Here is a 13,933-nt window from a genome sequence, read left to right on the forward strand (position 1 = left end):
GGCGCCGTCCCCCAGCAAGCAGCTAGCAGGAGAAAGAGACCAATGATCTTCGGGCGTTCTGAGCGCGGAAAGCCCCCGGTCGAGCCCGTCACGCTCAAGATCCTGGTGGCCGGCGGCTTCGGCGTGGGCAAGACCACGCTCGTGGGCGCGGTCAGCGAGATCAGGCCGCTGCGCACCGAGGAACTGCTCACCGAGGCGGGCCGCCCGGTCGACGACACCAGCGGCGTGGAGGGCAAGCGCACCACCACCGTCGCCATGGACTTCGGCCGCATCACCCTGCGCGAGGACCTGGTGCTGTACCTGTTCGGCACGCCCGGACAGGAGCGGTTCTGGTTCATGTGGGACGAACTCTCCGAGGGCGCCCTCGGAGCCGTCGTGCTCGCCGACACCCGCCGCCTGGAGGACTGCTTCGCCGCCGTCGACTACTTCGAGCGGCGCTCCATCCCCTTCCTGGTCGGCGTCAACTGCTTCGAGGGAGCGGCCCGTTACCCGGAGGAGGACGTACGCCAGGCTCTCGACCTGGACGAGGAGGTACCGATCGTGCTGTGCGACGCCCGCGACAGGCAGTCGGTCAAGGACGTCCTCGTGGGCGTCGTCCAGCACGCGATGGCGTACTCGGCACGTCAGCGCCGGAGCGTCACCACCTGAGGGCACCGGCGGGGATGCGACCCGTACCCCCGCCGACAGGGGTACGGGCCGCGGCTTCACCGCACTACGCGCGCGTGGCTAGCTGTCGCCGTCCTCCTCCCAGCCGAAGCTCTTCTCCACGGCCTTGCGCCAGTTGTGGTACTGGCGGTCCCTCACGGACGGCTCCATGTCCGGCGTCCACTCGACGTCCTTCTGCCAGTGGGATTTCAGTTCGTCGAGGTCGTTCCACACTCCGGTGGCGAGTCCGGCCGCGTACGCGGCGCCCAGGCACGTGGTCTCGGAGACCTTCGGCCGGACCACCGGCACGTCCAGCACATCGGCCTGGTGCTGCATGAGCAGGTTGTTCTTGGTCATGCCGCCGTCGACCTTCAGGGTGGTGATCTGCACCCCGGAGTCCTGGTACATGGCGTCCACGACCTCGCGGGTCTGCCAGCTCGTCGCCTCCAGCACCGCGCGGGCGAGGTGTGCCTTGGTGACGTACCGCGTCAGGCCCGTGACGACTCCGCGTGCGTCCGAGCGCCAGTAGGGCGCGAACAGCCCCGAGAAGGCGGGCACGATGTACGCCCCGCCGTTGTCGTCGACACTCGCGGCGAGCGGCTCGATCTCGTCGGCGGTACGGATGATGCCGAGCTGGTCGCGGAACCACTGGACCAGGGCGCCGGTGATGGCGATCGACCCCTCCAGGCAGTACACCGGCGCCTCGTCGCCGATCTTGTAGCCCATCGTCGTCAGCAGCCCGTTCTTCGACGGCACCGGCCGGTCGCCCGTGTTGAGCAGCAGGAAGGAGCCCGTGCCGTAGGTGTTCTTCGCCGTGCCCACGTCGTAGCAGGCCTGTCCGAACACGGCGGCCTGCTGGTCGCCCAGCGCGGACGCCACGGGCACGCCCGCGAGTTGGCCGACCGCGGTGCCGTAGACCTCGGCGGAGGACCTGATCTCGGGGAGCACGGCCTCCGGCACGTTCATCGCGGACAGGATCGACTGGTCCCACTGGAGGGTCTCCAGGTTCATCAGCATGGTCCGCCCGGCGTTGGTCACATCGGTGACGTGCCGGCCGCCGTCCGTGCCGCCGGTGAGGTTCCAGATCAGCCAGGAGTCGATGGTGCCGAAGGCGATCTCGCCGTTCTCGGCCCGCGCGCGCAGCCCCGGCACGTTGTCGAGCAGCCAGGCCGCCTTCGGGCCGGAGAAGTAGGTGGCCAGCGGCAGTCCGGTCTGCTCGCGGAACCGGTCCTGACCGTCCGAGCCGCCCAGTTGGTGGGTGAGGGCCGCGGTGCGGGTGTCCTGCCAGACGATCGCGTTGTGCACGGGTTTGCCGGTGGCGCGGTCCCAGAGGACCGTCGTCTCGCGCTGGTTGGTGATGCCGAGCGCGCTGAGCTGGTCGGCGCGGAGTCCGGCCTTGGCGATGGCCCCGGCGACCACGGCCTGCACCTTGGACCAGATCTCGGTGGCGTCGTGCTCCACCCAGCCGGGCTTGGGGAAGATCTGGCGGTGCTCACGCTGGTCGACGGCCACGATCGCGCCGTCCTGGTTGAAGATGATGCAGCGGCTGGAGGTGGTGCCCTGGTCGATGGCGGCGACGAACTTGTCCGTCATGACGTCCCCTTCGTCGGTTTCCTGCTCAGGAGTGCGTTGTCACGGGGCTGTGTGTCGGGAGCCGTGCTCTCAGAAGGCCGCTTTGAAGATGAGTCCGGACAGCGCGCCGCCGATCAGCGGTCCCACCACCGGGATCCACGCGTAACCCCAGTCCGAGGTGCCTTTGTTGGGAATCGGCAGCAGGGTGTGGACGATCCGCGGGCCGAGGTCACGGGCCGGGTTGATGGCGTATCCGGTCGGCCCGCCGAGCGACAGACCGATGCCGACCACCAGGAACGAGACGACCAGGACCGCGGTACCGGACTCGCCGAGCCCCTTGGTGAGCCCGAAGGCCAGGACCGGCAGCACCAGACCGACGGTCGCGATGATCTCGGTGACGAGGTTCGCCACGGGATTGCGGATCGCGGGACCGGTGGAGAAGATCCCGAGCGTGGGCTGGGCGATCTCCTCGTCGGCGTTGGCCTGGAACTGCGCGTAGTAGACCAGCCAGCACAGGACCGCCCCGAGCATGGCACCCACCATCTGCCCGGCGATGTACACCGGCACCTGGTCCCAGTCCCCGGTGTCGACGGCGATCCCGATGGTCACCGCGGGGTTGAGGTGCCCGCCGGACAGCGGAGCGGCGGTGTACGCCCCGGCCAGCACGCCGAAGCCCCAGCCGAACGCGATGACGACCCAGCCGGCGTCCTTCGCCTTGGAGTAGTTGAGGACGACGGCGGCGACCACGCCGGCGCCGAAGAGGATCAGAATCGCCGTACCGATGACCTCACCGAGGAATACGTCTCCGTTGCTCATGGCGGCTCCTAGGCCCTGGCCCGGGACGGTCCCGCCCCGGTCCACCTCCGTGCAGGGTTGCGGTTCCCTTGGCGAACTGCCGAGGGCAGGGAGCGTCCCGCGCCCCGCCCGGCGTCCGCGACGAGCGTGCCGTCGCGGCCGAATCGCCCGTGGGGGTAAGGGCCTTGGCTCATGAGGGGGCCCGCACGGCGTGATGCCTGGAACGCCGAGAATGTACGGCGATGTCGACCGACACCGGAAGTGTTCACCGGGCCCCGGGGGGCGTCAAGGTCGGCGACGGCAACGGTTGGTACGGGTGCGGGCGGCGTCCCCCGGTCACCTCACCGCCACCACCGCCGAACCATGACCGAACAGCCCCTGGTTCGCCGTGATCCCCACGCGCGCGTGCTCCACCTGACGCGGCCCCGCGTCGCCCCGCAACTGCCAGGTCAGCTCGCACACCTGGGCGATGGCCTGGGCCGGGACCGCCTCGCCGAAGGAGGCGAGCCCCCCGCTCATGTTGACGGGTATGCGCCCACCCGGTGCCGTCGCCCCCTCGCGCAGCAGCTTCGCGCCCTCACCCTCGCCGCACAGCCCGAGGTCCTCGTACCACTGCAACTCCAGTGCGGTGGAGAGGTCGTACACCTCGGCGAGCGAAAGATCCTCCGGCCCGATGTCCGCCTCCTGGTAGGCCGCGTGCGCGATCGAGGCCCGGAACGTCCGCTCGGCCGGCTCGACCACCGCCGCGGAGTCGGTCGCGATGTCGGGCAGATCCAGCACGGTGTTCGGATAGGTCGGCGTCACCGTCGACACCGCCCTGATCCGAACGGGCGCGGCCACCCCCCGCCGCCGCGCGAACTCGATGCTGGAGAGCACCAGCGCCGCCCCGCCGTCCGAGGTCGCGCAGATGTCGAGCAGCCGCAGCGGATCGGCCACCACGGCGGAGGCCGCGACCTCGTCGGCCGTGACCCGTTTCCGGTAGCGTGCGTTCGGATTCAGCGCGCCCATGGCGGAGTTCTTCACCTTGACCTCGGCGAAGTCCTCGGGAGTGTCCCCGTGCACGGCCATCCGCCGCCGCGCGTACAGCCCGAAGTACGTCGGGTTGGTCGCCCCGAGGACCCGGAACCGCAGCCAGTCCGGATCGTCGGGCCGATCGCCGCCCGCGGGCCTGAAGAACCCCTTGGGTGCCGCGTCGGCGCCCACCACGAGCACCACGTCGGCCAGCCCCGCGAGGATCTGCGCCCGCGCGGCGGCCACCGCCTGCGCCCCCGACGCGCACGCCGCGTACACGCTGGTGACCCGGGCCCCCTGCCAGCCCAGCGCCTTCGCGAAGGTCGCCCCCGCCACATGGCCCGGATAACCGCCCCGCACAGTGTCCGCGCCGACGACCGAACCGACCTCCCGCCATTCCAGCCCCGCGTCGGCCAGCGCCGCACGGGCCGCCGCCACGCCGTACTCGACGAAGGACCGCCCCCACTTGCCCCACGGGTGCATGCCCGCGCCGAGCACCGCCACCTCTGCCGTCATGCCGTCACCCCCGTCGGCCGCCACCGCCATGTCGTGAAGACCGTCTCCCCGTCCTCGTGCAGGACTCCGGGGACGACCTCCACCTCCGCACCCACCGTCAGATCGGCGACGGTGACCCCGGGAACGGCCTGCCCCAGCACCACGATCCGCTCGGCGGCCAGCTCCACAGCGATCAACGTGCAGGGCTCCCAGGGAAGTTCCGGATCTGTCACATAGGGTGACGGCGGCCGGTACCGGCTGTCCGTGTACGACCAGATATATCCGCGCCGCGAAAGGGGAATCTCCGCCAGATCGCCACCGTCGCATCCGGGGTTGCGGCAATGCCCGTCCTCGCGCGGGAAGAAGACCGAGGCACAGGCCGAACAGCGGGTGCCCAGAAGCGTGAAGTCGTCCCCGTCACCGGTGAACCAGCCGGTGACCACTGGTGTACGCGTGCGTGGCAACGTCCCTCCCCGGAACGGATCTGACGAGTCGTCAGAAGTGTTGCACGGGCCAGCGCGAAGAGGCAGAGGGCCCGACGGAATCGAAGCCACCGGTGATCGGATACAGTCCGCCGCGTGTCCGAAACTCAGCACTCCATCCCCAACTCCGTACCCGGCTCCCACTGTTCGAGCTGCGGAGCGCCCTACGGAGAGGGCGTCGCGGGCTGGCCCCGCACCTGTCCCGTCTGCGCCACCGTGGCCTACCGCAACCCCCTGCCGGTCGCCGTCGCGCTCCAGCCCGTGTACGACACCCGGGGCACCGCCCTGGTCGTCATCACCCGGACCGTCGAGCCCGCGCGCGGAGGCATCGCCCTGCCCGGCGGTTTCGTCGACGACCGCGAGGACTGGCGGCACGCCCTGGTCCGCGAACTCAAGGAAGAGACCGGCATCGAGGCGGCCGGCCGCGACGTACGGCTCGTCGACGCACTGAGCTCGCAGGACGGCCACCTGCTCCTGTTCGGGGTGCTGCCGGAGCGCCCCGCCGACGGCCTCCCGCTGTCCACCGCCACGAACGAGACAGAGGGCTGGCACCTGCTGCGCAGGCCCGAGGAACTCGCGTTCCCCCTGCACACCGTGGCCGTCCGGGCCTGGTTCGAGGGCCGCTACGTCTGAGGCTCAGCGCGCCGGGAGCCCCCGCAGCCGCACCGGGAGGGACGGCTCGCTCACGCCGTCCTCCCCCTCCCGCTGAACGACCACCTTCCGGCCCTGCCACCGGGTGACATAGCGCTCGATCTCCGGCTCGTCCCACCCGTCGCCCGCGTCCACCACGACCAGGCCGCCCCCGCTCCGTCCCCGGGCGGGGGCCCACACCTCCAGTTCCAGACCTCCGTCCGCGCCGCGCACCGGTATCACGGCACCCGCGCGCGCGAGCACAGGGATCCGCGACAGCGGCGCCTCGACGAGCACCTGGCCCGGCCCCTCGTACGCCTGCTCCGTCACCGTGTCGTACCAGCGCCCGCGCGGCAGCTGCACCGCCCGCCGGTCGCCGCCCGGATCGAGCACCGGGGCCACCAGCAGGCTGTCGCCCAGCAGGAAGGCGTCCTCGCAGTCCCGCAGGGCGCGGTCCTCGGGCGCGGACCACCACAGGGGCCGCACATAAGGCGCCCCGGTACGGCGTGCCAACTGCGCCAGCGTCACGAAGTACGGCAGCAGCCGCCGGCGTTCCACGAGCGCCACGCGCGCGTGCTCCAGCACCTCGGCCCCGAACTCCCACGGCTCCCTGCGCCCCGCCCGCAGGCTCGCGTGCGTACGGAACAGCGGCATATAGGCGCCCAGCTGGAACCAGCGCAGATACAGCTCCGGTGACGGGCTCCCGTCGAATCCGCCCACGTCGGGCCCCGAGTACGGCACCCCGCACAGGCCGAGTCCCATCACCAGCGACAGCGAGGCCCGCAGGCCGGGCCAGCCGGTGGTCACGTTGCCGGACCAGGTACCGCCATAGCGCTGCATGCCGGCCCAACCGGACCGCGAGAACAGGAAGGGCCGCTCGGCGGGCACCAGCGCGCGCAGCCCCTCGTAACCGGCTCGGGCCATGCACAGCGCATAGACGTTGTGGGCCTCCCGGTGGTCGCCGCCCCGTCCCTCCAGGGCGTGCCGGGCCGAGCGCGGCAGAGTGGACTCCCCGAAGGCGCTGAACGACGTGGGCTCGTTCATGTCGTGCCAGAAGCCCGCGAAGCCGGCCGCCAGCCGCTCCTGGTAGAGACGGCCCCACCACTCGCGCACGCGCGCGTGGGTGAAGTCCGGATAGACCGCCTCCCCGGACCGCACGACCCCCTCCACCAGCCGTCCGGACGCGTCCTTCACGAAGACGTCCTCAGCCGTTCCGCCGTCGAACACCGCGTTGCCCGGCGCGGCCTTGACCGCGGGGCCGACGATCGACACCAGCCGGATCCCGTCCCGCAGGAGTTCCCCGGCGAGTTGCGGAAGCTTGGGGAAGCGATCCTGGTCGACCGTGAACACCGCGTGCTCGTCCAGGTGATCGATGTCCAGATGGACGGCGTCGAGCGGCAGACCACGTTCCTGGTACCCGGCGACGACCCGCCGCACCTCCTGCTCGCTGCCGAAGCCCCAGCGGGCGTGGTGATGGCCGAGCGCCCACGACGGCGGCAGGGCGGGCGCACCCGTGAGAGAGGCCCACGCGAGCAGCACGCGCGCGGGCGTGCCCACCATCACCCAGCAGCGCAGCGGACCGCCGTCCATCCGCAGCTCCGACGCCCCCACCCGGTCGTGCCCGGACCCCGCGCCCTCCTCGCCCTCCCGGAGGGTCACCGTGCCGTCCCAGGACGTGTCGTGGAACACCAGATGGGTCGTGACGTCCGCGACCACCAGCTGCACCGGCATCGTGACGTACAGCGGATCGTCGCCCGGCCCGAAGGACCGGCGCGGGGCGGTGTTCCAGAGCCGGTACGCGCCGTCCCGCAGCCGCGGCCCCGACGCCCGGCCCCCGAGCCCGAAGAACCGCGCGTCGGCGGCCACCTCGGACCGCTGCATCCAGCGCGCCGTGCCACCCTCCACCGGCTCCCACCACCTGGGCGGCAGATCCCGGCGCACGGTCACCCCGCCGGGCGTCTGCACCTCGACCGCGCCGTGCCGCGACACCACGACCGTCGCCCGCTCGGACACCACCCGCCAGCCGTCGTCCTTGTCCGGCTCGAGAACCGCCCGCGGATCAGGCTCAGGACAGCGGCCCGCCAGCGCGTACGACGGCTCGGGTCCGGCCCCGTCCCAGCCCCAGAAGACCGCCCCGTTCACCGCGACCATGATCCGCAGCTCGGACCGGGCGAACCGGACGACACCCCCGCCGGGCCCCGGCTCGGCGCTCCGCAGCGGACCCGGCACCCGCGCCCGCTCCGCCCCGCGCGCGGGCAGCCCGGCAGCGTCGGTACGCCTCCTGCGCCACGCGGCCCGCACGGTACGCAACCCCTGGGACGCCCCCGCCGAGCCGACCGCCTTCATCGAACGCACCAGGTCACGACCGTTCATACTGCTCACCCTGCCACTCACTGACCCACACGCGTGTGCCGTTCAACTTCCGTTCACCCGTGCCGGGACCACATCTTCACGACACGGACTATGTGGGCCGCACCCTGGCGTTGAAGTTGATCACATGGCATCGTCCCTGTCAGCCGCGTCACGCGCACACCCCTGGCCCGTGCGCGGAGGACGCACACGACGCGCAGAGTCCGGGAGCAGCCCCATGTCGACCGTGAACCCCCAGCCGCTCTGGCAGCCAGATCCGCAGCGCATCGCCCGGTCCCATGTCACCAGGTTCCAGGCCTGGGCCGCCGAGCACCACGGCGCCCCCGCCGACGGCGGCTACCCGGCCCTGCACCGCTGGTCCGTCGACGAGCTGGAGACGTTCTGGAAGGCCGTCACCCAGTGGTTCGACGTACGGTTCTCGACCCCCTACGCGCGCGTGCTGGGCGACCGCGCGATGCCCGGCGCCGACTGGTTCCCCGGCGCCACCCTCAACTACGCCGAGCACGCCCTGCGGGCCGCCGACACCCGCGCGGACGAACCGGCCCTGCTGTACGTCGACGAGACCCATGAGTCACGCCCGGTGACCTGGTCCGAGCTGCGCCGCCAGGTCGGCTCCCTGGCGGCCGAGCTGCGAGCCCTCGGCGTACGGCCGGGAGACCGCGTCAGCGGCTACCTCCCGAACATCCCGGAAGCCGTCGTCGCCCTCCTCGCCACGGCCGCCGTGGGCGCCGTCTGGACCTCCTGCGCCCCCGACTTCGGCGCCCGCAGCGTCCTGGACCGCTTCCAGCAGGTCGAACCGGTGGTCCTGTTCGCCGTCGACGGCTACCGCTACGGCGGCAAGGAGCACGACCGCCGCGAGACCGTCGCCGACATCCGCCGCGAACTGCCCTCCCTGCGCGCCGTCGTCCACATCCCGCTCCTCGGCACCGCGGCCCCCGAAGGCGCCCTGGAGTGGTCTGCCCTCACGAGCACGGACACCGACCCGGTCTTCGAACAGGTGCCGTTCGCCCACCCCCTGTGGGTCCTCTACTCCTCCGGCACCACCGGACTGCCCAAGGCCATCGTCCAGTCCCAGGGCGGCATCCTCGTCGAACACCTCAAACAGCTCGGCCTGCACTGCGACCTGGGCCCCGAGGACCGTTTCTTCTGGTACACCTCCACGGGCTGGATGATGTGGAACTTCCTCGTCTCCGGCCTCCTCACCGGCACGACCGTCGTGCTCTACGACGGCAGCCCCGGCTACCCCGACACCGGCGCCCAGTGGCGGGTCGCAGAACGCACGGGAGCCACCCTCTACGGCACCTCGGCCGCCTACGTCATGGCCTGCCGCAAGGCCGACGTGCACCCGGGACGCGACTTCGACCTCTCCAAGGTGCAGTGCGTGGCCACCACCGGCTCGCCGCTCCCGCCCGACGGCTTCCGCTGGCTGCACGACGAGGTCCGCGAAGACCTGTGGATCGCCTCCGTCAGCGGCGGCACAGACGTGTGCTCCTGCTTCGCGGGCGCCGTCCCGACCCTGCCGGTGTACATCGGCGAGCTCCAGGCACCCGGCCTCGGCACCGACCTCCAGTCCTGGGACCCCAACGGCGAACCCCTCGTAGACGAGGTCGGCGAACTCGTCGTCACCAACCCCATGCCCTCGATGCCGATCCACTTCTGGAACGACCCCGACGGCAGCCGCTACCACGACAGTTACTTCGACACCTACCCCGGTGTGTGGCGTCACGGCGACTGGATCACCCTCACCTCGCGCGGCTCGGTCGTCATCCACGGCCGCTCCGACTCGACGCTCAACCGACAGGGCGTCCGCATGGGCTCGGCCGACATCTACGAAGCCGTGGAACGACTCCCCGAGATCAAGGAATCACTGGTCATCGGCATCGAACAGGCCGACGGCGGCTACTGGATGCCGCTCTTCGTGCATCTCGCCCCCGGAGCCGCCCTCGACCAGGCCCTCCTCGACCGCATCAAGCGGACCATCCGCGAGAACCTCTCACCCCGCCACATCCCCGACGAGGTCATCGAGGTACCCGGCATCCCGCACACACTCACCGGCAAGCGCATCGAGGTCCCGGTCAAGCGCCTCCTCCAGGGCACCCCCATGGAGAAGGCGGTCAACGCGGGCTCCATCGACAACCTCGACCTGCTCCACTTCTACGAGGACCTGGCCCGCAAACGCGCCTGACGTCTAGACGGCCATCGCCACCGGCTCGGCAGACCTGAGCCGGACGCCGTTGTCAGTGCCGCCGGTTACTGTGAGTGAGCATTGATCGACTGCGCACAGGGGGAAAGATGGCGCACACCGACCACCAGACCATGCGACGCGTCCTGCGCCGCGAAATCGCCGGCACCATCGGCCTGCTCACCGACGAACACGACTTCCGCGCCATGCGGCGCTACCGCAGCTTCACCTTCGACGACCACACGACCTACCTGAAACAGGTGGAAGACCTCCTGCGGACCCGCGCCTCACAGGGCAGCCACACCACCGTCGCCCTCTTCGACCCGCAGGAATACGCCGAGTTCTGCGAGGAGACGGGCCTGAACCCGGACATCCCGTCGAGCCGCACACGCTTCACGGCGGAACTCGCCACCACCGGCCCGACCCTGCCCTACGAGGGCCAGCCCCTGACCCAACTGGTGCCCGCCCTCGTCGACGAGGCCGTACGCCAGGCCACCTGGGAGTACGCGACCACGCTCCTCGCCCGTCTCGGCAGCTGCGGCTCCTGCGGGGAGGACATCGGCCGCGCCGCCTTCACCCGCGCCTCCGACCTCCTCGTCCGGATCCTCGACACCGCCCAGCCAGGCGAACACCACCTCGTGTGCAGCGTCACCGGCACCCCGGAGAGCCTCGTCTCCGTCCTCCACTCCGACGAGAACAGCGACGGCTCCGTCCGACTCGACGAAGCCGAAGCCCTCGAATTCACCACCGTCCTCGCGCTCGGCATCGCCACCCAGAGCCCCGGCGGACTGGTCATGCGCACCTGCGCGCCGGGAACCACCGACCGCGTCTACGGCTGGCGACTGCGCGGTGACGGTCTCGAACCCCTCACCGCCGGAGAGGTCTTCGACGCCTACTGCACCGACATCGAATCCGGCGACCTGATCTCCCCGGAATCCGATGTCGACTACTGCGTCCCGCCCGACCTCGGCCCGGAAGGACCGACACCGCACCACAACCACTGAACAGCAGGAGGGCGCCCCACCAGCAGATGGAGCGCCCTCCCCGAACCGTCGGCGGGACCGTTTCGTCCCGCTACTCGCCGGACAGCACCGCCTGAGCGGCCTCCCGCGCCTCCTCGGCGCTGTCGGCAGCCCGCGCGGCCGCGGCCGCGCGCTCACACTGCGCCAGCGTGTACTTCGCCAGAGTCGCCCGGACGTAGGGAATGGACGCGGCACCCATGGAAAGAGAGGTGACCCCCAGACCGGTCAGCACACACGCGAGCAGCGGGTCCGACGCGGCCTCGCCGCAAACGCCACAGCTCTTGCCCTCGGCCTTCGCACCCTCCGCGGACAGCGCGACCAGATCGAGCAGCGCCGGCTGCCACGGGTCCTGGAGCCGGGACACCGCACCCACCTGACGGTCGGCGGCGAAGGTGTACTGCGCCAGGTCATTGGTCCCCAGCGACAGGAACTCGACCTCCTGAAGAATCGACCGCGCCCGCAGCGCGGCCGAGGGAATCTCCACCATCGCACCGAACTTCGCCCGGAGCCCCGCCTCTCGGCAGGCATCGGCGAACGCCCTGGCGTCGGCCCGGTCGGCCACCATCGGAGCCATCACCTCGAGGTAGACCGGCAAGCCCTCGGCAGCCTTCGCCAGCGCCGTCAGCTGGGTGCGCAGCACCTCGGGGTGGTCGAGCAGCGTCCGCAGCCCACGCACACCCAGCGCCGGGTTCGGCTCGTCGGAGGGAGTCAGGAAGTCCAGCGGCTTGTCCGCACCCGCGTCCAGCACCCGAACGACGACCCGCCCCTCCGGGAAGGCTTCCAGCACCTGCCGGTAGGCCTCGACCTGCTTCTCCTCGGTCGGCGCGTTCTTGCTGTCGTCCAGGAAGAGGAACTCGGTACGGAAAAGGCCCACGCCCTCGGCCCCGGCCTCGACCGCGGCGGGCACGTCCACCGGCCCGCCGACATTGGCGAGCAGCGGCACCTTGTGACCGTCGGCGGTGGCACCGGGACCGGTGGAGGCGGCGAGCGCGGCCTTCCGCTCGGCAGCGGCGGCCTGCAGCTCGGCCTTCTTCTCGTCGCTCGGGTTCACGAAGATGTCGCCGGTACTGCCGTCGACGGCGATGACCGTCCCCTCCGCGAGCTCACCGGCACCCGGCAGCGCCACGACGGCCGGCACACCGAGGGCCCTCGCCAGAATCGCACTGTGACTGGTCGGCCCGCCCTCCTCGGTGACGAAGCCCAGCACGAGCGTCGGGTCCAGCAGAGCGGTATCGGCGGGCGCGAGATCACGCGCCACCAGGACGTACGGTTCGTCGCTGTCAGGGACACCCGGCATGGGCACCCCGAGCAGACGAGCGACGATACGATTCCGCACGTCGTCGAGGTCCGCCACACGACCGGCGAGGTACTCACCGGCACCGGCCAGCAGCTCGCGGTACGCGGCGAACGCGTCGTACACGGCACGCTCGGCCGTGCTGCCGACGGCGATACGCCGGTCCACATCAGCGATCAGCTCGGGGTCCTGGGCCATCATGGCCTGCGCCTCGAGCACCGCCTGGGCCTCGCCACCCGCCAGGTTGCCGCGCGCCATCAGGTCGGCCGCCACAGCCTCCACGGCCTGGCGGGCACGCCCCTGTTCGCGCTCCGCGTCCTCAGCCGGTATCTGCTTGGCAGGCGGCTCCAGCACCGCCGTTCCCATATGCCGAACCTCGCCGATCGCCACACCGTGGCTCACGCCGACGCCTCGCAGCGTTGTCTCCATCTCACCCGTCTCCGATAGTGCGGCGGGTCCCGCCGCCGCGATGGTTGTCGTGCTTTTCGCCGTCCTAGGACGGCATTGACGTCACTGCCGGACGCCGCTTGCGGACGTCACTCCAGACGTCACTTCCAGAGGAAGAGGCTGTCGCCGGCCTTCACGTCGCCATTCTCACGGAGCTCGGAGAGGGCTTCGGCCGTGGCCTCCAACGCCACGACCGGGCACACCGCCGACTTACCGGCGGCCTCGACCGCTGCCGGGTTCCACCGCACGACGGCCTGCCCGCGCGTGACGGTGTCACCCTTGTTGACCAGCAGCTCGAAGCCCTCGCCGTTGAGCTGCACGGTGTCGATGCCGAGGTGCACGAGCACGCCGTGTCCCGTCTCGTCGACGACGACGAAGGCGTGCGGGTGGAGAGAAACGATCACGCCGTCCACGGGGGCGACGGCCTCGGACGGTTCACGTACGGGGTCGATCGCCGTGCCCGGGCCGACCATGGCCCCGGAGAAGACCGGATCCGGCACTGCGGCCAGTCCGATGGCGCGTCCTGCAAGAGGGGACGTCACGGTGGTCATGGGAAGCCTCCCAGGGGTGGAGCTGCGTATACGGGCCGTCACTGCCTGTCTCGGACGGCTCTGTCCAGCAGCGTATGTCAGATGAAGTGAGGGTTCCGCACGGAAGATACCGGCTGGTGGTCTAGACCACCAGCCCGGGAGATTTGCATGGCCTTCGAGGCCCCGTGTACAGTCGTACTCCTGCTTGGGGCTGAGCGACGCAAACGCGCGTCCGTGCCTGGCAGCAACCAAACTTGTCAGACCCTATCTCGATCAACTTCTGCATGCCTGCAGGACGGCGGTCAGAGAGTCGGAAAAACACTGATAGAGTTTGGAACACCGAAGGGAAGCCCGGAGGAAAGCCCGAGAGGGTGAGTACAAAGGAAGCGTCCGTTCCTTGAGAACTCAACAGCGTGCCAAAAATCAACGCCAGATATGTTGATACCCCGTCTCCGGCC

At 70.7% G+C, this 13,933-nt stretch carries 11 protein-coding genes; 4 read left to right on the forward strand and 7 right to left on the reverse strand.

From position 1 onward, the window contains the following. Window positions 1–42: 42 nt before the first annotated feature. Window positions 43–648, forward strand: coding sequence for a GTP-binding protein (locus H295_RS0125505; RefSeq protein ID WP_020138183.1), 606 nt, complete (start codon window positions 43–45; stop codon window positions 646–648). 78 nt (window positions 649–726) lie between these two features. Here the strand turns inward: H295_RS0125505 and glpK are convergent, their stop codons facing one another. The 4 genes from glpK to H295_RS0125525 all read right to left on the reverse strand — a co-directional run bounded on the left by glpK (window position 727) and on the right by H295_RS0125525 (window position 4,961). Continuing rightward, entirely contained in the window at window positions 727–2,238 is a 1,512-nt protein-coding gene (gene glpK, locus H295_RS0125510; RefSeq protein ID WP_020138184.1) for a glycerol kinase GlpK, read from the reverse strand. Window positions 2,239–2,307: 69 nt separating this feature from the next. Next, a complete protein-coding gene (locus H295_RS0125515) occupies window positions 2,308–3,033 on the reverse strand; it encodes an MIP/aquaporin family protein (protein WP_020138185.1) in 726 nt (241 codons plus the stop codon). Between the two features lie 315 nt (window positions 3,034–3,348). Beyond that, window positions 3,349–4,539 (reverse strand): lipid-transfer protein, encoded by a 1,191-nt coding sequence (locus tag H295_RS0125520; protein ID WP_028809742.1) that lies wholly within the window; start codon window positions 4,537–4,539, stop codon window positions 3,349–3,351. Further along, window positions 4,536–4,961 (reverse strand): Zn-ribbon domain-containing OB-fold protein, encoded by a 426-nt coding sequence (locus tag H295_RS0125525; protein ID WP_020138187.1) that lies wholly within the window; start codon window positions 4,959–4,961, stop codon window positions 4,536–4,538. Before H295_RS0125525 ends, H295_RS0125520 begins: the two co-directional genes overlap by 4 nt. 135 nt (window positions 4,962–5,096) lie before the next feature. On the opposite strand from H295_RS0125525, the gene H295_RS0125530 reads away from it, so the two are divergent. Further along, on the forward strand, window positions 5,097–5,633 hold the full coding sequence (locus H295_RS0125530) for an NUDIX domain-containing protein (RefSeq protein WP_020138188.1): 537 nt from the start codon (window positions 5,097–5,099) through the stop codon (window positions 5,631–5,633). A gap of 3 nt (window positions 5,634–5,636) precedes the next feature. Here H295_RS0125530 and H295_RS0125535 read toward each other — a convergent pair whose 3' ends face one another. Then, the gene (locus H295_RS0125535) at window positions 5,637–8,003 is read right to left on the reverse strand and encodes a glycoside hydrolase family 31 protein (protein ID WP_020138189.1); all 2,367 of its coding nucleotides are present in this window, start codon (window positions 8,001–8,003) and stop codon (window positions 5,637–5,639) included. A 214-nt stretch (window positions 8,004–8,217) separates the two neighbouring features. Here H295_RS0125535 and H295_RS0125540 point away from each other — a divergent pair, with 214 nt between their 5' ends. Beyond that, window positions 8,218–10,185, forward strand: a complete 1,968-nt coding sequence (locus H295_RS0125540; RefSeq protein WP_020138190.1) for an acetoacetate--CoA ligase — start codon at window positions 8,218–8,220, stop codon at window positions 10,183–10,185. Window positions 10,186–10,292: 107 nt separating this feature from the next. Continuing rightward, window positions 10,293–11,186 (forward strand): hypothetical protein, encoded by an 894-nt coding sequence (locus H295_RS0125545; protein WP_020138191.1) that lies wholly within the window; start codon window positions 10,293–10,295, stop codon window positions 11,184–11,186. 70 nt (window positions 11,187–11,256) lie between these two features. Here the strand turns inward: H295_RS0125545 and ptsP are convergent, their stop codons facing one another. Together ptsP and H295_RS0125555 are read right to left on the reverse strand one after the other, a co-directional pair. Further along, window positions 11,257–12,927 carry a phosphoenolpyruvate--protein phosphotransferase gene (gene ptsP, locus H295_RS0125550; RefSeq protein ID WP_028809743.1) on the reverse strand — a complete coding sequence of 557 codons (1,671 nt, stop codon included), beginning with the start codon at window positions 12,925–12,927 and terminating at the stop codon, window positions 11,257–11,259. A 119-nt stretch (window positions 12,928–13,046) separates the two neighbouring features. Further along, window positions 13,047–13,496, reverse strand: coding sequence for a PTS sugar transporter subunit IIA (locus H295_RS0125555; protein ID WP_028809744.1), 450 nt, complete (start codon window positions 13,494–13,496; stop codon window positions 13,047–13,049). Window positions 13,497–13,933: the final 437 nt, after the last annotated feature.

Source organism: Streptomyces sp. 351MFTsu5.1, from assembly GCF_000383655.1.
Classification (GTDB): Bacteria; Actinomycetota; Actinomycetes; order Streptomycetales; family Streptomycetaceae; genus Streptomyces; species Streptomyces griseorubiginosus.

Bases quoted from the DNA above. Each gene is read 5' to 3' on its own strand.
- H295_RS0125515 (WP_020138185.1), bottom strand. From the start codon at position 3,033: ATGAGCAACGGAGACGTATTCCTCGGTGAGGTCATCGGTACGGCGATT.
- H295_RS0125505 (WP_020138183.1), top strand. From the start codon at position 43: ATGATCTTCGGGCGTTCTGAGCGCGGAAAGCCCCCGGTCGAGCCCGTC.
- H295_RS0125520 (WP_028809742.1), bottom strand. From the start codon at position 4,539: ATGACGGCAGAGGTGGCGGTGCTCGGCGCGGGCATGCACCCGTGGGGC.
- H295_RS0125540 (WP_020138190.1), top strand. From the start codon at position 8,218: ATGTCGACCGTGAACCCCCAGCCGCTCTGGCAGCCAGATCCGCAGCGC.
- H295_RS0125555 (WP_028809744.1), bottom strand. From the start codon at position 13,496: ATGACCACCGTGACGTCCCCTCTTGCAGGACGCGCCATCGGACTGGCC.
- H295_RS0125535 (WP_020138189.1), bottom strand. From the start codon at position 8,003: ATGAACGGTCGTGACCTGGTGCGTTCGATGAAGGCGGTCGGCTCGGCG.
- ptsP (WP_028809743.1), bottom strand. From the start codon at position 12,927: ATGGAGACAACGCTGCGAGGCGTCGGCGTGAGCCACGGTGTGGCGATC.
- glpK (WP_020138184.1), bottom strand. From the start codon at position 2,238: ATGACGGACAAGTTCGTCGCCGCCATCGACCAGGGCACCACCTCCAGC.
- H295_RS0125545 (WP_020138191.1), top strand. From the start codon at position 10,293: ATGGCGCACACCGACCACCAGACCATGCGACGCGTCCTGCGCCGCGAA.